This is a genomic window from Brevibacillus reuszeri (genome assembly GCF_002897295.1).
GTDB classification, from domain to species: domain Bacteria; phylum Bacillota; class Bacilli; order Brevibacillales; family Brevibacillaceae; genus Brevibacillus; species Brevibacillus reuszeri_A.
Map to the genome: position 1 here is coordinate 107,780 of NZ_BEXF01000013.1, position 21,700 is coordinate 129,479.

Genomic DNA, 21,700 nt, shown 5'->3' on the forward strand with positions numbered 1-21,700 from the left:
GACACCATGTTTGTCGATCAGGTAAAAATTTATGTAAAAGGTGGGGACGGAGGAAACGGAGCCGTCTCTTTTCGCCGGGAAAAGTACGTGCCGCTTGGAGGTCCAGCGGGTGGTGACGGTGGACGCGGTGGAGATGTTATTTTTGTCGTAGATGAAGGCTTGCGGACGTTGGTAGATTTCCGCTATCAAAAGCACTTCAAAGCACCTCGCGGGGAGCATGGGCGCAACAAATCCCAGCACGGTGCCGGAGCAGAAGACATGTATGTTCGTGTGCCTCCGGGAACAACCGTTATTGACGATGATACTAAAGAAGTGATTGCGGATCTGATAGAGCATGGTCAAAGTGCGGTGATTTCCAAAGGCGGCCGTGGTGGACGAGGAAATATTCGTTTTGCTAATGCATCCAATCCCGCTCCTCACATTTCGGAAAACGGTGAACCTGGACAAGAGCGGTACATCATGATGGAGCTCAAGCTGATTGCCGATGTAGGTCTTGTTGGTTACCCGAGTGTAGGGAAATCGACGCTGTTGTCCAGTGTGACCGCCGCCAAACCGAAGATTGCGGCGTACCATTTTACAACGCTGACCCCTAATCTGGGTGTGGTTGATTTGGGGGAGAACAGCTTTGTTATGGCGGACTTGCCTGGACTGATCGAGGGTGCCCATGAAGGGGTAGGTCTGGGGCATCAATTCCTGCGCCATGTAGAGCGTACCCGTCTGATCGTGCATGTCATCGATATGGCAGGAGTTGACGGTCGTGATCCGTATGAGGATTATTTGCAAATCAATCGTGAGCTGGTCCTGTACAACCTCAAGCTGGAGGATCGCCCACAGATCGTGGTAGCAAACAAGATGGATCTGCCCGAAGCTGCGGAAAACCTGCAGCGCTTCAAAGAAAAATTGCCGGATGTACAAGTATACGAGATTTCCTCTGCGACCAGACAGGGTGTGCAGGAATTGATGTATGCAATAGGTGATTTGCTGGCGACCATCCCGGAAAAAACAACCGTTGAGGAAGTTGTGGAAGTGGAAGAACGCGTGGTCTTCCGCGCAGAAAAAGAACCAGATGGATTTGAAATCACAAAGGACAATGAAGTGTTTGTTGTCAGTGGTGAGAAGATCGAAAAACTGGTGCGCATGACTAACCTGAACAGCTATGACTCTGCTCAGCGCTTTGCTCGTCAAATGCGTGGCATGGGTGTGGACGAGGCATTGCGCAAGCATGGAGCGAAAGACGGAGATACCGTTCGGATTGGTAAACTAGAGTTTGATTTCGTGGAGTGATGACAAAGACAATGATTGATATCCCATCCCTCACCCCATTTATGGCGGATAAACGGCTCCAACGTGGCGCTGTTTTGCAGATGCTCATCTCTAAACAGGTAAAAACCCCGATTCAAGTAATGATCGAACATGTTAAGGGCGGCTATCTCGTTGTTTCTCATGAGATGAAGTCTGAAGCGATACCGGATCTGCTAGGATCGACAGTTCGTGTTCGATGGGAAACGGATGCGGCGGTCAATACCATTGATTTGGAAGTGGTTTCAGAACAGACCGTATGGCCAATTAGGCTCCTCGCGATGGTCCCGATCAGTGTCGGGGTAGAAATATCGCTCAAAGGCAAGCAAGATGTGCTTCCACCTGATAACGTCATTTCTGTTCCTTACAAAGTGATGGGAGCAAGACCGATCGAAGAAAAGGGCCAAGCCCTCCTGCTCAAGCTTTCTCCTACGCGTCTTGTACTCGCGACGGATGGTTATGTATCCAAAGGGGAATTTCTCCACTTGTCGTTTACCGTTCCTTCCTTCAATCAGGAAATTGTCGGCATGGCGAAAGTGGTGGAAAAGAACTTTCAGGATACACAGACAGTCATTGAATTGATATTCACGGATATTAACGAAAAGCATCATCAAATCATCAAAGATTACTATAAAAAGCTCGTTACTGCCGCTTCTTCCTAATGAAGCGGTTTTTTTCCTTTGCTGTTCCTCGTAAGAAGGTATATAGTAGAGTACATAGAGTTCTAAATCGAGCCTGTTCAGCACCACACTTGAAGTATCGTTTTCCTATATTTGTTTGTGAAATCATGCACTACTTGAATATTTCGATATAATGCATACTTCACTTTGTGAAAAATATAACAAACAAGCTGAATTGGGAGAATGGCGGCCTTACTCGTATGAACAGGCATCGAGAATAAAAGGCCTCTATTTCAAAGCAAAGGAGGACGTTTTCCTATGTCTCAAACAACTACGCAACAAGCTGCTGCTGAAGTAGCAAGCACTGCTACATTGGCACCCGAGCAACAATTGGATGTGCTCGATCAGTTGATGAAACCGGAAATTCAAGAGTCGCTTACAGTATTGGTGGCAAATTTGCCAAAACTCGCTGAGATGACAACAATCCTGACCAAAACGTATGATTTGGTGCAAACGGTAGCGACAGACAAAGTGCTGATCGACGACCTCAAAGGCGGAATGGAAGAGTTCGTGAAACCGATTTCCGACAAAGCTAAGGGCATCGCGCAAGCCGCTATCGAGGCGAATGACCGTGCCCATGTAGAAGCATCCACCGTTGGCTTGTTTGGTATGCTCAAAATGCTGAAGGATCCGCAAGTACAAAAAACATTGCGTTTCGCTCAAGCATTCCTGGAAGTTTTGGCTGAACGTCAACAAGAAAAGCGCTAAATCAATTACCATTGAAAGACAAGGACGGAGGATTGGGCATGGCGAAGCATATTCTGATTCTAGGCGGCGGTTATGGCGGATTGCTCTCCGCATTGACTGCACGCAAATATATGACAGCTGAAGAAGCATCCATCACAGTAGTAAACCGTTTTCCTTCTCACCAAATCATCACTGAGCTGCACCGTTTGGCAGTAGGAAACCTTTCGGAGCAAAACGTGGCACTGCCTTTGGACAGACTGCTGCGTGGCAAAGATATCGACCTCGTAGTTGATAGCGTAGAAAAAATCGGACTAGATTCCCAGCGTGTTACACTGGCCAGCGGCGAATCCATCAAGTACGATGCACTAGTTGTAGCTTTGGGTAGCGAAACGGCATTCTTTGGAATCCCTGGCTTGCAGGAATACAGCTTCACACTGAAATCCGTAGAAGAAGCGAACAAGCTGCGTGCTCACCTCGAAGAGCGCGTTATCGAATACGGAAAAAGCAAAAACAAAGCAGACGCAACCTTCGTGGTTGGTGGCGGCGGTTTGACTGGTATCGAGCTCGTTGGTGAATTCGCTGACATGCTGCCAGGACTGTGCCACAAGCATGGTGTTGATTTTGCAGACGTTTCCATTTATTGCGTAGAAGCAGGTCCTTCCATCCTGGCGGGCTTTGCTCCTGAGCTAGTTGAGCGTGCAAAAACGAGCCTTGAAAAACGCGGTGTGCAGTTCCTGACAGGTGTACCTGTAACCGAAATGAAAGAAACCACAGTATGCCTGAAAGACGGCGGTACTATCGAAACCAAAACAATGGTTTGGACAGGTGGCGTTCAAGGAAATCATGTAGTAGCTGAGTCCGGTATCGAAGTAAACCGCGGCCGTGCTACCGTAACTGAATTCCTGCAATCCACTTCCCACCCTGATGTATTCCTGGCGGGTGACAGTGCGGTAGTAATGGGTCCAGAAGGTCGTCCATTCCCACCAACTGCTCAATTGGCATGGCAAATGGGCGAATTGGTTGGTTACAACCTGTTCGCACACTTCAAAGGCACAAAAATGAACAGCTTTACGCCAGTATTCTCTGGAACTCTGGGCAGCCTGGGTCGCAAAGATGCGATCGGTACAATCGGTGCTAGCCAGATCAAGCTGAAAGGCTTGCCAGCTTCCTTGATGAAAGAAGCAAGTAATGTACGTTACTTGGCTCACATCAACGGATTGTCTTCGTTGGCATACTAATCCATACCCACATGAAAACCCGGGGCTTACACGCTCCCGGGTTTTTTGCTGTATGTGCGGAATTTATCCGTTGCCGCTAGGGTCCTCGATGATGTTAGGAGATTGGGCCATTTTTTTACCCTTTGTATTGTCTCCAAATTGATCAAGACTGCTTGGTTTTCCTGCCGGATGATTGTTGCGGCGCTCCGACTTATCTGATTTTCCACGTCCTGCCATTGTCTGTCACCTCCTCTTGCTCGCGATCATCTCTAGTCTGTACGAAGGGCAGCCCCCTCATGTAAGCAGAGGTGAACTGAATACGATTCTGTGAAAAAAGTTAGCAGTAAGGATTGTCATAGGGGGGGTAATCCGTTATAATGTCCTCTATGAAGAAACAACTGTTTTTCTCAGGAGGACACTACGGGTGAAACGGGAAGAAAAATTTTACTTGATTCGAGCTGACATTCTGCCTGAATCGATTGCTAAGACGATTGAAGCGAAAAAAATGCTGGAGTCTGGTGAAGTAGATACAGTCAACGAAGCTGTTGATCGTGTAGGGTTGAGCCGGAGTGCTTTTTACAAGTACAAGGATGGAATTTACCCTTTTAACGCCATGATGAGTGAAAAAATCATGACGATTACTTTTTTACTGGAGCATACATCAGGGTATCTGTCCAAGGTACTAACCTTTGTAGCAGATCAGGGTGGAAACGTACTTACGATTAACCAGACCATTCCGTTGCAGGGGATTGCGACGATTTCCATGTCTGTTGATATGGCACAACTGCGTGTGTCCAGCACGGAATTTTTGGAAAGCTTACAACAAATACCTGGCGTTCGCAAAGCGATGATCGTCGGCAGAGGCTAGAAGGGTAGGAGGAGAGAGACAATGGAAAAGCAAAAAATTAAGCTAGGCTTGATGGGGTTTGGGACAGTAGGTACAGGTGTTGTGCGAATCATTTCGGCGCACCAAGAGGATTTGCAAAAACAGACCGGACTCGGAATTGAAGTTACAAAAATCCTCGTGCAGGATGCTGAAAAGTCCCGCAATATTTTGTCCGTAGACAGCTTGGTGACAACCGATCCAACAGAGCTATTGCATGACCCTGAAATCGAAGTCATCGTAGAAGTCATTGGCGGAATCAACCCAGCCAAGGAGTACATCCTTGAAGCGTTGGAGCGTGGCAAGCACGTTGTAACGGCAAATAAAGATTTGATGGCCTTGCATGGTGCCGAAATTTTGAACAAGGCGCAAGAAAAAGGCTGTGACGTGTTCTATGAAGCAAGCGTGGCGGGCGGCATTCCGATCCTTCGGGCGCTGGTCGAAGGCTTTTCTTCTGATCGGATTACGAAAATGATGGGAATCGTAAACGGGACAACTAACTATATTCTGACCAAAATGAGTCAGGAAGGTGCAGAATACGCAGAGGTATTAAAAGAGGCGCAAGCATTGGGTTACGCCGAAGCGAACCCGACATCTGATGTTGAGGGTTTTGACGCTGCTCGCAAAATGGCCATTTTGGCTACCTTGGGCTTCAGAGTACCAATGAAGCTGGAAGATGTCGATGTCAAAGGAATCAGTCAAGTAAGCAAGGAAGATATCGCTTACGGCAAGCAATTGGGCTATGAAGTAAAGCTGCTTGGTCTTGCTCGTCGTGATGGAGAAGCAATTGAAGTAAGTGTACAGCCAACCCTAGTTCCTAAAGCGCATCCGCTCGCTTCTGTAAATGGCGTTTTCAACGCTGTCTATGTACATGGCGAGGCGGTAGGAGAAACCATGTTCTACGGTCCGGGTGCAGGTGAATTGCCGACAGCAACGGCTGTTGTTTCTGACTTGGTTACCGTTGTGAAAAACAGAAAGCTCGGAGTAAACGGGCGCGGCATGGTGGCACCTTACAAAGAGAAAATTCTTAAGGAAGACAGCGAGAAGCTATCCAAGTACTTCCTGCGCATCGTCGTTGCAGACAAACGAGGCGTGCTCGCCCAGATTACACAGCTTTTGGCTGACAAAAACATCTCGCTGGAGCAAGTCATTCAGCAGCCGTACAATAACGGCGGAGAAGCCGAGATTATCATGGTGACACACATGTCCTCGAAGAGCGATATGGACGGCGTATTAGCGTACATGGAACAAATGGATATCGTATCGAAAATCAAAAGCTGCTATCGCGTGGAAGGTGGAGACAAATAATGAGTGCAGATCGTAATTCCGGCATCATCGCACGTTACCGGGAATTCCTCCCGGTCACAGACAAAACACCACTCGTTAGCTTGCATGAAGGTAACACCCCACTGATTCATGCACCGAACCTGTCCAAGCAATTGGACGTTGAGTTGTACGTAAAATACGAAGGCTTGAATCCGACAGGCTCGTTTAAAGACCGTGGAATGGTCATGGCTGTAGCCAAAGCAGTAGAGGAAGGCAGCACAACCATCATGTGCGCGTCGACTGGGAATACATCAGCGGCTGCAGCTGCCTATGCAGCTCGTTGCGGCTTGCGATGCATCGTTTTGATACCAAGCGGAAACATCGCATTGGGAAAACTGGCACAAGCGATTGCGTACGGGGCAGAGGTCATCGCCATCGAGGGCAATTTTGATGAAGCACTTCATATTGTTCGGGAAATAACGGCCAAAGAACCAATCACGCTCGTAAACTCTGTAAATCCATACCGGATTGAAGGACAAAAGACAGGAGCGTTCGAAGTATGCGATGCCTTGTCCGATGCACCAGACATTTTAGCTATACCTGTCGGAAATGCTGGCAACATCACAGCGTATTGGAAAGGCTTCAAGGAGTACAAGGCTGCTGGAAAATCGAGCAAGCTGCCAAAAATGTATGGATTCCAGGCAGCGGGTGCAGCTCCGCTCGTACTTGGCGAACCAGTAGCGAATCCAGAAACCATTGCTACAGCCATTCGCATCGGCAATCCTGCGAGCAAAGAGGGAGCGCTCGGAGCTATCAGTGAATCAGCTGGTCTCGTGGATAGCGTGACGGATGAAGAAATTTTGCATGCGTATCAGCTGCTGGCTAAGAGCGAGGGTGTATTCTGCGAACCGGCTTCGGCTGCGTCTTTGGCGGGAATCATCAAGCTCCATCAGGCAGGTAAGCTTCCACAAGGCGCGAAGATCGCATGCGTATTGACCGGAAATGGATTGAAGGATCCGAATATCGCCTTGAGTCTGGTTGGCGAGGAGCCACGTTCTGTTCCAGCGACGCATGAAGCAGTAATGGATCTGGTTCGCCAAAAAGGGAGCGAAGTATCGTCATGAATAATAGCGTCGTTAAGGTAACCATCCCAGCCAGTACAGCCAACCTTGGTCCTGGGTTCGATGCCTTGGGAATGGCGTTTCAGCTATATTCGGTCGTGGAGATGGCCATCAGTGATGAGACGACGATTGAGCTAGTAGGTAAGGAGCTTCAAGGGACACCAGCTGATAAAAGCAATCTTCTCTATCAGGTTGCAGTAGGGTTATTTGAGGAAGCGGGGCTGAGCGTACCTGAGCTCTTTATCCGCGCCGCAAGTGACGCACCACTGACACGTGGCCTCGGAAGCAGTGCTGCTGCAATTGTGGGGGCTTTGGTCGCTGCGAACCAATTGGCTGGGGAACCTTTTACGCGTGATCAATTGTTTGCCAAAGCATCCCAAATGGAAGGTCATCCGGATAATGTCGGCGCATCCATGTTCGGAGGAATCATAGTTGCAACCATGCCCGATCAGGAAGGTGCCGCCGTCCCGTATGTCAAGCTTCCGGTTCCACAAGGCTTGCAGACACTTGTTGTGATCCCCGAGTTCCCCCTATCGACAGAAAAAGCGCGGAAAGTACTGCCGCAGGTGTACAGTAAGCAGGATGTTGTATATAATGTTGGTCATAGCAGTTTGCTCGTTGCCGCGTTAGCGCAGGGCAGACTCGACCTGATGGGACAAGCGATGGCGGATCGACTGCATCAACCATATCGCGCCGAGCTTGTACCTGGCTTAAAAGACATCCTGGACCAAGCTACGCAGCACGGGGCAGCCGGTGCCGCTCTGAGCGGAGCAGGACCGACGATTCTCTGTTTTTTCCAAACGGAGGAAGAACAGGCGAGACTTCGTGAGTTTGTGGACAGGGTGATGAAAGGGCACGACATATCGTACCGCGTCATGATACTACTGCCGGACGAACATGGCGTACAGGTAGAAATCCATCAGAGATAGAGTAAGTGGATAGGAGTAACGCCATGGAAAAGAAACTCGCTTTTCTCGGTCCCCGAGGAACCTTTACCGAAGAAGCGGCTCGCGCTTTAACCGTAGGACAAAAGCTTACACACGTGCCGTATCCGAGTATTATCGAAGTGCTAAATGCTGTTGCCAAGGATGAAGTGACTTTTGGAGTCGTTCCAATGGAGAACTCAATCGAGGGAACGGTCAATTCAACACTAGACTGGCTTATTCATGAAGTTGAACTGCCGATTTTGGCTGAGCTGGCTTTACCGATCACACAAAATCTGCTGGTTGCAAAAAGAGAAGAGCCACTCCCTTTTTCAGAAATCACGAGAGTGCTGTCTCACCCGCAAGCTATTGCCCAAAGTCACAATTTTCTTCGAGAAAACGTGCCGAACGCTGCGATTGAGTATGTAAACAGTACTGCCTTGGCAGCGCAGATGGTGAGTGAGAACCCGCAGGAACCATGGGCAGCGGTTGGGACGAGACTGAATGTAGAGATTTATCCACTGGAATTCGCGAAGGAACAAATTCAAGATTATTCGAATAACTATACGCGATTTGTTCTGGTAGGGCGGGAGCCTTTGGATATGCCTGCATCCCAAAAAGAAAAAACAACGATCTTGGTGACATTGCCAGAAGATTTTCCTGGAGCGCTCTATCAAGTATTGGCTGCTTTTGCATGGCGAAAAATTAACCTGTCGAGGATTGAATCTCGTCCAACCAAGAAAGCATTGGGAAGTTATTATTTCGTAATTGATATCGAGCAAAAAATGGATGACGTGCTGCTTCCGGGCGCTTTTGCAGAGATTGAAGCGATCGGCTGTCAGGTGCGCCAGCTCGGCACTTATCCATTTTACCTGCTACAAGCCAATTCCTAAGGATTGGCTTTTTTCTTTTTCCTCCGCCTTCTAACAAGGAATAGCCTCCAAGGAGCAAAACGCCCATGGGTGCATAACATGGTAGGGAGTTTTACGCAAGGGAGGAGAAATAGTGAGGATTCACGTAGTCCAAAAAGGCGACACCATGTGGAAGATCGCCAAAAAATACGGCGTCGATTACAAGGAACTGTTACGCCTGAATAGCCAAATCAAAACTCCCGATACAATCTATCCAGGAGCGAGAATCAAAATTCCGGCGAAACGTGTACCTGTACGACCTCAAGACAGACAAACACCTCACCCCATGAGTGAGGCCCCTTATGTAAAAGAGCGGCCGATTACGGAAGAGGAAGGTCCAGAAGTGCCAGAGCAAATTGAACGTAGGCCGATTGAACCAGAGGAAGAAGAAGTGCAGATTGAATCCGAGCATGAGATGCGTCCGGCACTACCACCAACCACTCCACCACCACCGCCAACTGCACCACCAACTGCACCACCGACTGCGCCACCAAAAGAGCCGGAACCTGTTAAACCTGCGCCAACCGTCTCACCAGAATCTCTACCACCGCTTGTTCCATTGCCTCAACCAACAAGACCGATTGCACCACTACCAACAGCGCCGTATGTTCCACCGAATGTCAACCTTCGTCAACAACCGATTTTACCACCAATGCCACCAGCGTTGCAACCGATGCCACCGGCGTTGCCACCAATTCCACCTACTCGGGTGAGTCCTTATATTTATCAACAGCCAATGCCACCCAACATACCGAATGTACCACCGATGCCACCGACACAAATAAGTCCCTTGCAACCAATGCGGCCACCAGCTGTGTATTGTCCGCCATGCCAGCCGCAAATCCAGCCGACAAGACCACCTAGTCAGGTGCTACCATGGCAGCAGGTCCAGCCACCGCCACAAGTGCGTCCTATGCCACCAATGCAGCCACCGCAGCAAGTACTTCCGTGGCAGCAAACTACACCACCACAACAGATACGCCCGTTCCCAATGCCACCTTTGAAGCCACCATCGCAGCCACGTCCATGCCCGCCATGCAATCAGCCACAGGTACGCCCAACCTATTCACCGCCACAGGTACGCCCAACTTACTCACCGCCACAGGTGAGTCCATCTCAAAAGACTCGACCAACTCGACCAACTCCGTGCCCGCCAGGTACTGCGCCGTTGAGGAGGCCTTCGTTTCCAAGCGCACCAATGGTATCACCGGAATTCATGCCGCCACCTGGAATAGCGCCCATGTTGCCATTTCCACCACCATTTCCACCGCCAATGCCATTTCCACCACCATTGCCATTTCCACCACCATTTCCGCCACCATTCCCACCATCAATGCCGTTTCCGCCGATGCCGATGCCAATGCCATGCCCACCAATGCCGATGCCATGCCCGCCAATGCCAATGCCACTGAAACGACATCGTATAAAAAGACCGATTTGCCCAGAGCGCGTAGAGTCGTCATCTTCATCGTCATGCGATTGTTCTCCGGAAGAATCCGTTAGAAAATACAAGACTAGCAGAGGTCCGCAGCCATTTCGCAACAACATGATGTTTCCACCTTCCCCGTGTGTGTCCTCCATGCCTGAAAAAGGGGTATGGCCGAATTGGGGAGATGGACATGATGAATCCTCTGCTTATTGAAAGGGACGGGTATGAACAAGGGACTCATATCTTCACTTGAAAAAGCGTTTCGCTGTCAGATTCACGGGGTAAAACCAAAGCGAAATGTGAATCTGCTGAAGACGGACCGGGGCCATTGGATCATCAAAGGATATAAACAGCTGGAAAAGGCAGTTTGGGTAACCGAGCTTGCGGATGCGCTTCGACAAAAAGGATTTATGCACACGGTTCATTATGTTTCGGATGTTGCAGGAGCGAAAATTTTTCCGTATGAGGATCGCTATTACACGATCATGAAAATGATTGACGGTCAGGAAGCCGATAACGGCTCGTTGTTTGATGTGAAAAAAACTGCCGAGACTCTGGCACGCTTTCATGTGGCTGCACAGGGCTTTCCTGTCGTACAATCATATGCTTATGAAGGCAAACTGGCTTTATTGGACAAATGGGAGAGTCGGTTAGAGTATTTCGAGAGGCTTACGTGGTCTATCGAGCAAAATGGTCCGCAAAACAAGCTGGAACAGATTATTCAGCAAATGTCAGAACCGGTGATCCGCGATGGGCAAGAAATTCTCCAGTCTGCCTACAAGCTGCCGCTTACACCGGAATTGTTTGCGGCTATGGAGCGGGGAACCTTGGCTCATCGGGATGTAGCAAGTCATAATTTCCTGATCACACAAAAAGGGAGCTGCTACTTAATCGATCTGGACACAGTGGGTCATGACCTGCAGCTGGTAGATCTCGTTCAGTTGATGTCGCGAATGCTGTTGATGCAAGACTATCGCATGGATTCATTCGTGGAGGCGATGGAGGCTTACAGCAAAATCAACTACTTGAGCGATACGCAAATATGGGCTGTGCATCAGCTGCTCCGTTATCCCGACAATTTCTTGCGTGAAGTCACCGGTCTATACAGCAATCGCCCCGGCTATCACGCAAGAGGAGTGATGCAGCTGCTACAAATGGAGGGCAAACTGCATCAAAACCGACAAAGCTTTTTAAATGCAGGTGAACGAATTTTTCAACGTTCGCCATGGGGTCATTACCACTTTGTGGGATGAAGCAAGGATCTTTCATACAGCGCAAAAAGAGAAACATCCCTCATTTTTTTTCGAGGGATGTTTTTTCGTAGGGCTTACTTGGAAGCTGGCTTGGACAGGTCGATTTGGAACTTCGCAAAGCCATTTTCCAGTACATTGATGAATTTCATGTTGGACATTTTTTCAGCGAATGGTTTTGCATCTGGTGAAGAAGTAAACGTTACATTTACTTTTTCCTTCACTGGAGTAAATGACCAGTTGTTGTCCGCAGCTGGATTGATATCTTTTTGGCTGAGGATGTAGTCGATAACAACTTGGCGGTTTTCGTCTGGGGAGTCGATGACGATATTTGTGCCATCCAGTCCTGGGAAGGAGCCGCCACCGCTTGCACGGTAGTTGTTCGTTACTACGATGAATTTATCTTCTGCTTTTACAGGCTTACCGTTGAAGGACAGGTTTTTGATGCGGTTTGCATCTTTGTTAGCTACTGTGCCGTCAATCGCGTATTTGGACGGCTGGGTAACGTCGATTTGATAGGTAACACCGTCAATCACGTCAAAGTTGTACGTAGGGAACGCCTCGTTCACAAGCAGCTGCTCTTCTGATTTTTTCACATCGATTTGATTGAATTGACCAGCGGAGCGCTCCAGCCACTCCTGCAAAGTAGTACCGTTGATCAATACTGCTTTCAGTGTGTTTGGATAGATGTACAGGTCAGAAACGTTTTTGATTGCGATTGTACCTGCAGGAATGTTGGTGTAGTAGCTTGCGCCGTTACGTCCGCCTGCTTTGAATGGTGCACCTGCAGAGAGAACAGGGATTCCATCATATTCGGTACCTTTGATATTTTTTTCTACGAACCATTTTTGTGCATTGGTCACGATTTGGATGGATGGATCATCCTGAACCAGTGCAAAGTAGCTGAAGATTGGCGAAGCTGTTTTTCCTACTGCAGAGCGTACCCACTCGACGGTGTGATCATGATCTTCCTTCACAGCATCAAGAATGGATTTGTCTGCGTCAGCGAGGGAAGCTTTATTTGCTTTATCGTAGATTGGAACAGCTTTGGTAGTAGATTCAGCTACTTTCCATTTTCCGTTTTCTTGTGTCAGCGTGAGGTCAATCACACCGAGGTTGTTACCCCAGTAGCCAGGCATGACAGCTGGCTTGCCATTGATGGTTCCTTTTTCGCTATCAACACCAGGGATGTTTTCAAAGCCAGGACCTGGGAATACGAGGTGGGAGTGACCGAACAGAATAGCGTCAATCCCGTCAATTTTGCTCAACTGATAGCTAGCATTTTCCAGATTGGCAGCGTTTTCAACAGGGCCGAGACCAGAGTGAGGTACAGCGATGATGAGGTCCGCGCCTTTTTGCTTCATCTCAGGGATGAACTTTTTAGCGGTTTCCACGATATCTTTTGTAATGACTTTGCCTTCCAGATTCGCTTTGTCCCACTGCATGATTTGTGGAGGAACAAAACCGATCACGCCAACCTTTAGGGTTACTTCCTTGCCGCTCTCGTCCTTGAATTTACGCTCGAGAATTTGGTAAGGGGTGAACAGGTTTTTGTCGTTGTTCGGGTTGTTGTCTTTGTCATCAACATAGACGTTGGAGTTAATATACGGGAATTTAGCTCCTTTGAGGCTGCGGTCCAGATGCTCCAAACCAAAGTTGAATTCATGATTTCCGATATTGCCGACGTCATAATTCAAGAGGTTCATCGCTTTGTATACTGGGTGAGTTTCCCCGTCCTTCAAAGGATCGATTTTGGCAACATAATCACCAAGTGGGTTACCCTGGAGCAGGTCACCGTTGTCGATCAGGATGCTGTTTTTTGCTTCCTCACGTGCTTTTTTGATGAGAGTAGCCGTTTTAGCAAGACCGAATTCGTCAGTAGACTTGTCTTGATAGTAGTCATAGTTGACGATGTTAGTGTGGATGTCGGTAGTTTCCAAGAGGCGGAGCTTAAGAGTGGAGCTGGCTGCAGCGCTTACAGGAGTAAGTGGAAAAGAGATGGCGCTAACAACCAAAGAGCTGCTGAGTAAAAACGCAGTCAGCATTTGCTTGTTTTTCTTTGTCATGTTTTGCATAACCTCCATAAGTTTAACAATAATGCCATGCAAAATAAGTTTATCACTAGAATTGTATAATTGGTAGATAGTCCCTTGAAATATGTCGTAAATTACGAATCTTGAGAGAGCAGGGTATGGCCCCCTTCTTTACTGGCGAGAATAGGAAAAAAGACAGAGAAGGGGTTCATTGTAATATGGAAAGAAATAGAAAGTGGATGGTGTATGCTTCGTGGACAATAGCCCTCCTGACAGGCCTTGTGGCGGGTTTCTTTCTAGCAGATAGCGGAAAGGATCCAGGAGGGCTGCGGCAGTTGTTTACCACGGTATCGAATAGGTCTGTAGACGCCGTCGGAAAGCCTTATAAGCTTGTTCTCACCTGGACATATCTGTGCGGTGTAAGGGATGAGGAGCATAGGCCGACAAGTCTTAGTCACTTGGCAGAAACTATGGTCGATTACAAGGGCTGGGAAATCGTATCAGCCGACTCAGCAAAAATGATATTAATGAAACGCGAGCAGGATATCTCTCCACGCTGCAAGGAAAACGGTCATTTCGGTATATCAGCTGACGGCATGCTGACCCTATTTCACGGCGTGCCGGCAGAGCAGGAGGTCGTCCAAACCTTTTATCGAATTAATACAGCCAAAATGGAAGCGAGTCTTTCCAAAGAGGAAGTGGAGAACCTGAAGCGCGGTATTCGCGTTCGAGACCTGGCTGAATATAACAGTATCTTATCCACATATGGCGAATTTCAATTAAATGACGATTACTAGGCTGCCCCGATGAAGGGCAGCCTTTATTCTTTCATTTCAATCGCCGTAATACGCCAACGTTCGCCGGGAGAGGAGCGCCGAAGGGTGAATTTCCAGCGTTCTTTTTGATCGCCACTATTTTTAGTGAAAGTATCGAGTTGAACAGGTACCTCCACCAAAAAAGGACCTCGTTCGTCAGATGGGATCATGACCTCCGATTTTTTAATGGATACAATTTCCTGCAGCTTGGAAGGCAGATTAAACCCATCAGTAGTCATCCGCATCGTATGCTCATCGTGCTCATGCCAGGCCGTGAGAAAATACTCGATTAGCTCTTCCGGCAGTGCCCCGCTAATTGTGCTGGGCAAGTCACCAGACGCTTTGAGGATCATGAGGCTGTGACTTGGGTCAGGTTCTGTGCGCCGATGGGTTGAGCTGCCAAAAAAGTGAATACAAAAATGTCCCGGAAAATCATTTCCTCGAATGGCACCCGCCCCATGTGGCATGCCATGCATGGATGCAGCATAGTAAAGTCCATCTACTTCGACGAGGATCGCCCGCCTTTTCCAGCTCCATTTTCCCTGGTAAATACTTTTCATAATCATGGTATCTTCACGGGTCAACGGTTGTACATCAGCATGACGACTGCCTGCCCTGCGCTGGACTTCAAATTTTTCGCCTGTCTCCATATCAATGACGGTGCCGTAATCCATCCGTGCGAAAGACTTTTTTACTTGCTCCCAAGGCACTGCTTGTCCATAATGGACCTTTTCCACAGACATGACTAACTCATCGAGCCGCTTTTTCACTTTTGTGTCTACCAAATACTGTTTAGGTTTTTCTTTATCAAACAGGTGTCCATCGTGATCGTATAAAAAGATGCGCTTGTTCACCGTCAGAATTGCTCGCTGCCAATGTGGCTGAGGTGTTGCCGGAACTGATTTCGCGTCAGAAGCTGCGTTGCAAAGTGCTTGTCGTGAAAGGTGAGTGTAGAAATAAATAGGGAGGCAGGCGACACGGAAACGGATATCCTCACTTCGTCTTTTGAATTGGCATAGGTGATCTGAGCAAACGACAACAAGGTTAGGATCATACAGGAGCAGCATAAAAGAAGTAAGGCACGCCGCAAGAAAAACACCTCCACCGTTCTATTTTTGCCTAATAAAGAGGAGGAATGAGGAGCAAATCTTGGTATCATAAGCATCTCGCTGTTTTGCCATACTGTTTTCATACGGCGATCATAAGGAGGAGTCTTTTAGCATGTCTTCGATGCCAAGGGGTAGCTATAAAGACCAGTTCCACCAGCGTTTGTACGTTCAATTGAACCAGGGACACAACAAGCTCAATTATCGCCAGATCAATATGATTAATGAGCAGATGCAGAGCGGCGTTGATGAATACGCCCATATGCAGCATGATGTGTCAGAATCACTCGGGATGAACAAACACTAAATGAGATGACGCCGTGTAACCCGTTCCCTCTTTTGGGAGCGGGTTTGATTTATTTTTTCTTGGACTGATGTTTTTTGCATGGAAATGCACGTTCGCTTTTTGGGCGCTTTGTGTTACAGTAGAGAGTAGAATCGTAGCCAAGCGGAGAGTGAATTATGCGTATTTTAGGAATCGATCCTGGCATTGCAATTGTCGGATTCGGAATTTTGGATAAGCAGGGCAGCCAATTACGTCCTGTCCAGTATGGGAGTATCCAGACCGAAGCGGGCTTGCCGGTGCCGCTGCGGCTCAAACAGATTTTTGAAGCGATGCAGAGTCTTTTGGAGACATATCGTCCCGATGAAATGTCGGTGGAAAAATTATTTTTCAATAAAAACGTGACGACGGCGTTTACAGTAAGCCAAGCGAGAGGCGTCATCCTTTTGGCGGCTGAACTCGCTGGTGTGCCTATCCATGAGTATACGCCGATGCAGGTCAAGCAAGCAGTGACGGGCTATGGTGGCGCTGAGAAAAAGCAGATTCAGGAAATGACCAGGATGCTCTTGAAGTTAAAAGAAGTACCAAAGCCTGACGATGTGGCGGATGCGCTGGGAATTGCAATTACGCACGCACAGTTCCGGGCGTACATTTCCATTTCGGAAGGAGTCCAAAAATGATTGATTTTGTGGAAGGCACGTTGTGCTATCTGGATTCAGAATACATAGTGCTGGAGACGGGAGGCATCGGCTATCGACTTTTTTGCCCGAACCCTTACCAGTTCGTCCGCTACGAAGGCAGCAAGACCAAGCTTTATACGCACCATCATGTTCGCGAAGATGCGATTTTGCTATACGGCTTTGCTTCCCGGGACGAGCGTGATTTGTTCCGCAAGCTGCTCGATGTAAGCGGAATCGGTCCAAAAGGCGGCTTGGCTATTTTGGCAGCAGCGACACCAGAGCAGCTCGTTATGGCTGTTCAACAGGAGAATGTTACGTATTTAACGAAGTTTCCGGGTATTGGGAAAAAGACAGCACAGCGCATCATTCTCGATTTGAAGGATAAATTGGTAGGGTACACACCATCTGCTATTTTGACGGTAGCTGCTGGGAATTTGACAGCCGGTGAACAGGCAGTTTCTGCTTTGAACGAAGCGCTTGATGCACTGACAGCACTCGGCTACTCAGATGGAGAGCTGCAAAAAATCAGAAACGCCCTAGCGGAAAAATCAAAAGAGGGCGATGGAGTGGAAAAGCTCATCAAACAAGGGCTTGCTTTGCTCATGAGGGGGTAGGGTTTTGGATCAGCGGATCATCACGACGCATATGAATTGGGAAGAAGATGCGGCGGAGCTGAGCCTCCGTCCTCGCTATTTAAATGAATATATTGGACAGCAGCACGTAAAGGAAAACCTGAAGATCTTTATCGAAGCAGCCAAAATGAGAAAAGAATCGCTGGACCATGTACTGCTGTATGGTCCACCTGGGTTAGGAAAAACAACGCTGTCGCAAATTATTGCAAATGAGCTCGGTGTAAACATCCGTACGACATCAGGGCCTGCGATTGAGCGTCCTGGTGATTTGGCAGCCATCCTGACCAATCTGCAGGAAGGCGACGTCCTTTTTATCGATGAGATACACAGGCTCAACAGAAGTGTCGAGGAGGTATTGTATCCGGCGATGGAGGACTTTGCGCTGGATATTATCATCGGGAAAGGGCCGAGCGCACGCAGTGTCCGCTTGGATTTGCCACCGTTTACTCTCGTTGGGGCAACGACGCGAGCAGGTATGCTCTCCGCGCCGCTACGTGACCGTTTTGGCGTAGTGAATCGATTGGAGTTTTATACGGTGCCAGAGCTGACCTTTATCGTGTCCCGCGCGGCTGACATACTCCAGGTTATCATTCGTGAGGGCGGAGCAGAAGAGATTGCCCGACGCTCACGTGGAACCCCGCGTGTGGCGAATCGCCTGCTGAAGCGGGTGCGGGATTTTGCCCAAGTAAAAGGCGAGGGTGTCATCACAACCGAGATCGCAAAGGAAGCTCTGGAGCGATTGCAGGTCGATACATGCGGGCTTGATCATATTGATCACAAGCTGCTGCTCGCAATTATCGACCGATTTGACGGTGGGCCTGTTGGGCTTGACACGATTGCTGCTACCATCGGGGAAGAATCACAAACAGTCGAAGATGTTTGCGAACCCTATCTCATGCAAATCGGCTTTATGCAGCGGACGCCGCGGGGGCGTGTCCTTACCCCTAGCGCGTACCAGCACTTTGGGCGGGAGATGAAATCTTGAATCCAGTAGCTAAGCTGCTTATTTTTGGTGGAGCTGCTTTGATCGTGATCGGTATTCTGTGGCAGCTAGGAGGGCGATTCTTGCCGCTTGGTCGCTTGCCAGGAGATATTGTGGTCGAGAAGGAAAACGTCAAATTTTACTTTCCTGTTGTGACATGTATTGTAATTAGTATTGTCCTGTCTCTCGGGATGTACTTGTTCCGTTTGTTTAAATAGAATAAGCCATCAAAGCCATCGGAGCTGCTCGTTCCGATGGCTTTTTTGTGTAGGCATGAATGCGTGGTGCAGCCGCGCTCTGCAAATAGACATAGCGCAACTAGGCTCTCTTGTGTGAGGGTGTTTGGTCCCAAATTGAGAAAAAGGGAAGGAGATTGAATTGTGATTGTCGAAAAACATGGGAGTACATGCCAATTTTCGACGAATGAATTCAGGTGAAAGGAAGGACGATGGACGACATGAAAAAGAAATGGATGGGAACTGTCCTTTCGGTGGGCCTGATCACTGCTGCTCTTGTGGGGGGACAAGTACCGGCAAATGCAGCTGGTGACAACATCCGGGTTGCGCTCTTTGTGGATACAGGACAAGGATACAGAGGCGTAGTCCCTTCGATTACGTTAACCACTGAAAAAGGAATGGAAGTGACACTGGCTGGCCCGGGAGGCAAGACAGCGTTACCTGATTTAAAAGGAGACGCAGCCCGCTATCGGGTTGACGAATATCATTTGGTTGTCGCGGAAACGAATGACTGGAATCGTGCGCAACAGGTAGCGCAGCAAATGAGTCAGCGCAAATACGAGGGCTCGATTCAGGTTGCGAGCCGCAACGGACAGACCGTCTATCAGGTAGTCAGCGGCTCGTATGACACGTATCAGGCGGCGGCTACTCAGGCAAAGACCGTAGCGCAAGCGATCGGTCAAAATCCGCTTGTAAAAGGTCCGTTCCGTATGGAAGCAGGCAAGTTCAAAAGCTTGAATGAAGCGCAGAAATGGCAGGAAGCTTTTGAACAAAAAGGAATTCCAGCCTATCCTGTGCTGCTCGCAGATGACGGAAAAGTTAACTACGCCGTATGGATTGGCGATGAGATCAGCTATGATGCAGCATCAGCATTGGCAGCCAGAGCAAATGGCGCTGTGCCTGGCCTCACCTATCATGTACCTACCAGTCAGTCATATGTCGTGCTGAAGCAGGATGTATACGGCTCTCCAGATGAAACGATCTGGAAGTACGTATTTTCCCCACAAGCCAAGCTGACGGTTGAGAACAAAGCAGGCTCAGAATCCATGATCGGTGTAGTGGAGCGGGATCAACGCACTTATCGAGGTGAGATGGAGCTGTCAGAATACAACGGTCACCTGACGCTAGTCAATGAATTGCCGATGGAGGAGTATTTGTATGGTGTTGTAGGCTCCGAGATGGCTCCAGACTGGCCACTCGAAGCATTGAAAACACAAGCGGTCCTGTCCAGAACGCGTGCAGTATGGCAAGGCAATAAATACGGGATCGCGAATGTATCGGATACAGTCATCGAACAGGCCTATTACGGCTTCGCCAAGGAGTCGGAGGCTGTTCGTGAGGCTGTTGACGAAACCAAAGATGAAGTGATTTACTACCAGGGCAAGCCAGCCGAGTCCCTGTTTTACTCAAACGCAGGCGGTATGACGGCTGATGGCACGGAGGTCTGGGGGAATCCGGTTCCTTATTTGCGTCCTGTGACGAGCGATGATACATATCCAATGGAAAGAGCAAACGTGTGGTATCGAGTGGAGCTGTCGGATGGTTCAATTGGTTATGTACGAAATGATCTAGTATCAGTGACAGGCGCTGCAAATGGCAAAGGCCAACGCACAGCTGTCATTACAACGGCGAATACGAATTTGCGCTCAGGACCAAGCACCACGCTTCACCGGGTGTTGTCCACATTGCCAAATGGCGCTGAGGTTACGATCCTCTCGGAAGAAGCAGAGGAGAATGCCTATTCATGGACGCGGGGTCCTTATACAGTCGCTGAAATTACGGCGATGATTAATGCGAGTCAGGATAAATACAAAGCGCCACGTATTCCTGGGAACGTCACAAGCCTGAAGGTTACGGCGCGAGGACCATCCGGACGAGTGATCGCGATGGAGGCAAATGGAAAACCGATTGCTGCACCATCGCCGGATACATTCCGTTCGATATTCCAACAGGGGAGCACTTTGCTTCGCAGCACGAAGTTCGATGTAGAAGTCGTTCAAAATAGTAATCAAGCAGGCCCTCTGTTTTTGTTCCGAGGTACAGGATATGGACATGGGCTAGGAGTATCGCAATACGGAGCTCGTGCAATGGCGGAGAATGGGTATGACTATAGACAGATCTTGCAACACTATTACCAGGATGTGACAATCGAGAGGTAAGTTCATTGCCACATGATCTGACATAAAGGGAGTAACGATTCGTGGACGTGCAACAATTTGATTTTGAACTGCCGGAGCATTTGATTGCCCAGCATCCGCTAGAAGATCGGACTTCATCCAGATTGCTTGTTTTGCAAAAGCAGTCTGGAGAAATCATGCATCAGCGCTTTACCGATCTGATCGATCATCTGAAGCCTGGCGATGTACTTGTCATGAATGACAGTCGCGTATTACCGGCCAGATTGATTGGGGAAAAGGCTGAGACAGGGGCGAAAATTGAAATACTCCTGCTTAAATCTCTCGGGGACGATCGCTGGGAGACTCTGGTAAAGCCAGGAAAGCGCATGAAGCCAGGTACGGAAGTGGTTTTTGGAAATGGGCTATTGCGCTGCGTGTGTGAAGAGGTAACAGAAACGGGGGGACGGATTGTCCGTTTTCTGTACGAGGGAATTTTTTACGAGATTCTCGATCAGTTAGGCTCGATGCCATTGCCCCCGTATATTCACGCACAGCTAGAGGACAGTGAGCGGTACCAAACGGTGTATGCACGGGAGCGAGGCTCGGCAGCCGCACCGACAGCAGGTCTTCATTTCACGAAGCCGTATTTGGAGAAAATTGCTGCCAAAGGAATTCAGCTCGCGTACGTGACACTGCATGTCGGACTTGGGACGTTTCGCCCAGTAGCAGCAGACTCTGTTGAGGAGCATGTGATGCATGCGGAGTACTACGAGATTCCCGAAGAAACAGCCGAAATGGTGAACAGGGCAAAAGCAGAGGGAAGACGGGTCATCGCGGTTGGAACTACTTCGTGCCGGACATTGGAGACTGTGGGGCGTGACCACGAAGGAAAGCTCGTCGCGACATCTGGCTGGACCGACATTTTCATTTATCCGGGGTATACCTTTTCCATTCTGGACGGGCTTTTGACGAATTTTCACTTGCCGAAGTCCACTCTTGTGATGCTGGTAAGTGCACTGGCTGGCCAAGATCATGTCATGAATGCCTACAAAACGGCAGTGCAGGAGGAATATCGCTTCTTTAGCTTCGGAGACGCGATGCTCATTCTTTAAATCGTAACAAATGTGAACACCCACCTGTATAAGTGCAT

Annotated in this window: 24 protein-coding genes and 1 pseudogene; 19 read left to right on the plus strand and 6 right to left on the minus strand. The window is 48.8% G+C overall.

Annotated features, from left to right (window positions below; genetic code table 11):
• Positions 1-6 precede the first annotated feature (6 nt).
• From obgE to C3B52_RS20595, 4 genes are all read left to right on the plus strand, one after another.
• The gene (obgE, locus tag C3B52_RS20580; RefSeq protein WP_103108277.1) at positions 7-1,284 is read left to right on the plus strand and encodes a GTPase ObgE; all 1,278 of its coding nucleotides are present in this window, start codon (positions 7-9) and stop codon (positions 1,282-1,284) included.
• Positions 1,284-1,961 (plus strand): PilZ domain-containing protein, encoded by a 678-nt coding sequence (locus C3B52_RS20585; protein WP_235615794.1) that lies wholly within the window; start codon positions 1,284-1,286, stop codon positions 1,959-1,961. The genes obgE and C3B52_RS20585 overlap by 1 nt, the downstream gene beginning before the upstream one ends.
• Before the next feature lie 276 nt (positions 1,962-2,237).
• Positions 2,238-2,687 (plus strand): DUF1641 domain-containing protein, encoded by a 450-nt coding sequence (locus tag C3B52_RS20590; RefSeq protein ID WP_049737924.1) that lies wholly within the window; start codon positions 2,238-2,240, stop codon positions 2,685-2,687.
• Positions 2,688-2,725: 38 nt separating this feature from the next.
• Positions 2,726-3,904: an NAD(P)/FAD-dependent oxidoreductase gene (locus C3B52_RS20595; RefSeq protein WP_103108278.1), complete on the plus strand. Its 1,179-nt coding sequence runs from the start codon at positions 2,726-2,728 to the stop codon at positions 3,902-3,904.
• A gap of 63 nt (positions 3,905-3,967) precedes the next feature.
• Here the strand turns inward: C3B52_RS20595 and C3B52_RS36545 are convergent, their stop codons facing one another.
• The gene (locus tag C3B52_RS36545) at positions 3,968-4,120 is read right to left on the minus strand and encodes a hypothetical protein (RefSeq protein ID WP_164684841.1); all 153 of its coding nucleotides are present in this window, start codon (positions 4,118-4,120) and stop codon (positions 3,968-3,970) included.
• Between the two features lie 187 nt (positions 4,121-4,307).
• Between C3B52_RS36545 and C3B52_RS20600 the strand changes: the two genes are divergently transcribed.
• The 6 genes and pseudogenes from C3B52_RS20600 to C3B52_RS38220 all read left to right on the plus strand — a co-directional run.
• A complete protein-coding gene (locus C3B52_RS20600) occupies positions 4,308-4,751 on the plus strand; it encodes an ACT domain-containing protein (protein ID WP_103108279.1) in 444 nt (147 codons plus the stop codon).
• Positions 4,752-4,772: 21 nt separating this feature from the next.
• Positions 4,773-6,074, plus strand: a complete 1,302-nt coding sequence (locus tag C3B52_RS20605; RefSeq protein ID WP_103108280.1) for a homoserine dehydrogenase — start codon at positions 4,773-4,775, stop codon at positions 6,072-6,074.
• Positions 6,074-7,156, plus strand: a complete 1,083-nt coding sequence (gene thrC / locus C3B52_RS20610; protein WP_103108281.1) for a threonine synthase — start codon at positions 6,074-6,076, stop codon at positions 7,154-7,156. The genes C3B52_RS20605 and thrC overlap by 1 nt, the downstream gene beginning before the upstream one ends.
• Positions 7,153-8,082, plus strand: a complete 930-nt coding sequence (gene thrB / locus C3B52_RS20615) for a homoserine kinase (RefSeq protein ID WP_103108282.1) — start codon at positions 7,153-7,155, stop codon at positions 8,080-8,082. Before thrC ends, thrB begins: the two co-directional genes overlap by 4 nt.
• Positions 8,083-8,105: 23 nt before the next feature.
• A complete protein-coding gene (gene pheA, locus C3B52_RS20620; RefSeq protein ID WP_103108283.1) occupies positions 8,106-8,969 on the plus strand; it encodes a prephenate dehydratase in 864 nt (287 codons plus the stop codon).
• Positions 8,970-9,114: 145 nt separating this feature from the next.
• Positions 9,115-9,168, plus strand: a pseudogene (locus tag C3B52_RS38220) (LysM peptidoglycan-binding domain-containing protein); the annotation flags it as partial.
• A gap of 778 nt (positions 9,169-9,946) precedes the next feature.
• Here the strand turns inward: C3B52_RS38220 and C3B52_RS37380 are convergent.
• Complete coding sequence (locus tag C3B52_RS37380) at positions 9,947-10,090, minus strand: hypothetical protein (RefSeq protein ID WP_235615803.1); 144 nt, start codon at positions 10,088-10,090, stop codon at positions 9,947-9,949.
• 13 nt (positions 10,091-10,103) lie between these two features.
• Entirely contained in the window at positions 10,104-10,535 is a 432-nt protein-coding gene (locus C3B52_RS37385) for a hypothetical protein (RefSeq protein WP_235615804.1), read from the minus strand.
• 105 nt (positions 10,536-10,640) lie between these two features.
• On the opposite strand from C3B52_RS37385, the gene C3B52_RS20630 reads away from it, so the two are divergent.
• Entirely contained in the window at positions 10,641-11,669 is a 1,029-nt protein-coding gene (locus tag C3B52_RS20630; RefSeq protein ID WP_103108330.1) for a phosphotransferase, read from the plus strand.
• Between the two features lie 74 nt (positions 11,670-11,743).
• Here C3B52_RS20630 and C3B52_RS20635 read toward each other — a convergent pair whose 3' ends face one another.
• A complete protein-coding gene (locus C3B52_RS20635) occupies positions 11,744-13,732 on the minus strand; it encodes a bifunctional 2',3'-cyclic-nucleotide 2'-phosphodiesterase/3'-nucleotidase (protein ID WP_103108285.1) in 1,989 nt (662 codons plus the stop codon).
• Between the two features lie 425 nt (positions 13,733-14,157).
• Between C3B52_RS20635 and C3B52_RS37390 the strand changes: the two genes are divergently transcribed.
• Positions 14,158-14,496: a BofC C-terminal domain-containing protein gene (locus C3B52_RS37390; RefSeq protein ID WP_235615795.1), complete on the plus strand. Its 339-nt coding sequence runs from the start codon at positions 14,158-14,160 to the stop codon at positions 14,494-14,496.
• 23 nt (positions 14,497-14,519) lie between these two features.
• On the opposite strand, the gene C3B52_RS20645 is transcribed toward C3B52_RS37390, so the two are convergent.
• The gene (locus tag C3B52_RS20645; protein ID WP_235615796.1) at positions 14,520-15,368 is read right to left on the minus strand and encodes a hypothetical protein; all 849 of its coding nucleotides are present in this window, start codon (positions 15,366-15,368) and stop codon (positions 14,520-14,522) included.
• A gap of 2 nt (positions 15,369-15,370) precedes the next feature.
• Positions 15,371-15,706, minus strand: coding sequence for a hypothetical protein (locus C3B52_RS37395; RefSeq protein WP_235615797.1), 336 nt, complete (start codon positions 15,704-15,706; stop codon positions 15,371-15,373).
• A gap of 29 nt (positions 15,707-15,735) precedes the next feature.
• On the opposite strand from C3B52_RS37395, the gene C3B52_RS20650 reads away from it, so the two are divergent.
• From C3B52_RS20650 to queA, 7 genes are all read left to right on the plus strand, one after another.
• Entirely contained in the window at positions 15,736-15,927 is a 192-nt protein-coding gene (locus C3B52_RS20650; protein ID WP_103108286.1) for a hypothetical protein, read from the plus strand.
• Between the two features lie 155 nt (positions 15,928-16,082).
• Positions 16,083-16,583 (plus strand): crossover junction endodeoxyribonuclease RuvC, encoded by a 501-nt coding sequence (ruvC, locus tag C3B52_RS20655; RefSeq protein ID WP_103108287.1) that lies wholly within the window; start codon positions 16,083-16,085, stop codon positions 16,581-16,583.
• On the plus strand, positions 16,580-17,197 hold the full coding sequence (gene ruvA, locus C3B52_RS20660) for a Holliday junction branch migration protein RuvA (RefSeq protein WP_103108288.1): 618 nt from the start codon (positions 16,580-16,582) through the stop codon (positions 17,195-17,197). The genes ruvC and ruvA overlap by 4 nt, the downstream gene beginning before the upstream one ends.
• Positions 17,198-17,201: 4 nt before the next feature.
• Positions 17,202-18,200, plus strand: a complete 999-nt coding sequence (gene ruvB / locus C3B52_RS20665) for a Holliday junction branch migration DNA helicase RuvB (protein WP_103108289.1) — start codon at positions 17,202-17,204, stop codon at positions 18,198-18,200.
• Complete coding sequence (locus C3B52_RS20670; protein WP_103108290.1) at positions 18,197-18,415, plus strand: DUF2905 domain-containing protein; 219 nt, start codon at positions 18,197-18,199, stop codon at positions 18,413-18,415. Before ruvB ends, C3B52_RS20670 begins: the two co-directional genes overlap by 4 nt.
• Positions 18,416-18,645: 230 nt before the next feature.
• On the plus strand, positions 18,646-20,592 hold the full coding sequence (locus C3B52_RS20675) for a SpoIID/LytB domain-containing protein (RefSeq protein ID WP_103108291.1): 1,947 nt from the start codon (positions 18,646-18,648) through the stop codon (positions 20,590-20,592).
• Between the two features lie 41 nt (positions 20,593-20,633).
• Positions 20,634-21,662: a tRNA preQ1(34) S-adenosylmethionine ribosyltransferase-isomerase QueA gene (queA, locus tag C3B52_RS20680; RefSeq protein ID WP_103108292.1), complete on the plus strand. Its 1,029-nt coding sequence runs from the start codon at positions 20,634-20,636 to the stop codon at positions 21,660-21,662.
• Positions 21,663-21,700: the final 38 nt, after the last annotated feature.

Bases quoted from the DNA above. Each gene is read 5' to 3' on its own strand.
- obgE (WP_103108277.1), top strand. From the start codon at position 7: ATGTTTGTCGATCAGGTAAAAATTTATGTAAAAGGTGGGGACGGAGGA.
- C3B52_RS20585 (WP_235615794.1), top strand. From the start codon at position 1,284: ATGACAAAGACAATGATTGATATCCCATCCCTCACCCCATTTATGGCG.
- C3B52_RS20590 (WP_049737924.1), top strand. From the start codon at position 2,238: ATGTCTCAAACAACTACGCAACAAGCTGCTGCTGAAGTAGCAAGCACT.
- C3B52_RS20595 (WP_103108278.1), top strand. From the start codon at position 2,726: ATGGCGAAGCATATTCTGATTCTAGGCGGCGGTTATGGCGGATTGCTC.
- C3B52_RS36545 (WP_164684841.1), bottom strand. From the start codon at position 4,120: ATGGCAGGACGTGGAAAATCAGATAAGTCGGAGCGCCGCAACAATCAT.
- C3B52_RS20605 (WP_103108280.1), top strand. From the start codon at position 4,773: ATGGAAAAGCAAAAAATTAAGCTAGGCTTGATGGGGTTTGGGACAGTA.
- thrC (WP_103108281.1), top strand. From the start codon at position 6,074: ATGAGTGCAGATCGTAATTCCGGCATCATCGCACGTTACCGGGAATTC.
- thrB (WP_103108282.1), top strand. From the start codon at position 7,153: ATGAATAATAGCGTCGTTAAGGTAACCATCCCAGCCAGTACAGCCAAC.
- pheA (WP_103108283.1), top strand. From the start codon at position 8,106: ATGGAAAAGAAACTCGCTTTTCTCGGTCCCCGAGGAACCTTTACCGAA.
- C3B52_RS37385 (WP_235615804.1), bottom strand. From the start codon at position 10,535: ATGTTGTTGCGAAATGGCTGCGGACCTCTGCTAGTCTTGTATTTTCTA.
- C3B52_RS20630 (WP_103108330.1), top strand. From the start codon at position 10,641: ATGAACAAGGGACTCATATCTTCACTTGAAAAAGCGTTTCGCTGTCAG.
- C3B52_RS20635 (WP_103108285.1), bottom strand. From the start codon at position 13,732: ATGACAAAGAAAAACAAGCAAATGCTGACTGCGTTTTTACTCAGCAGC.
- C3B52_RS37395 (WP_235615797.1), bottom strand. From the start codon at position 15,706: ATGAAAACAGTATGGCAAAACAGCGAGATGCTTATGATACCAAGATTT.
- C3B52_RS20650 (WP_103108286.1), top strand. From the start codon at position 15,736: ATGTCTTCGATGCCAAGGGGTAGCTATAAAGACCAGTTCCACCAGCGT.
- ruvC (WP_103108287.1), top strand. From the start codon at position 16,083: ATGCGTATTTTAGGAATCGATCCTGGCATTGCAATTGTCGGATTCGGA.
- ruvA (WP_103108288.1), top strand. From the start codon at position 16,580: ATGATTGATTTTGTGGAAGGCACGTTGTGCTATCTGGATTCAGAATAC.
- C3B52_RS20675 (WP_103108291.1), top strand. From the start codon at position 18,646: ATGGACGACATGAAAAAGAAATGGATGGGAACTGTCCTTTCGGTGGGC.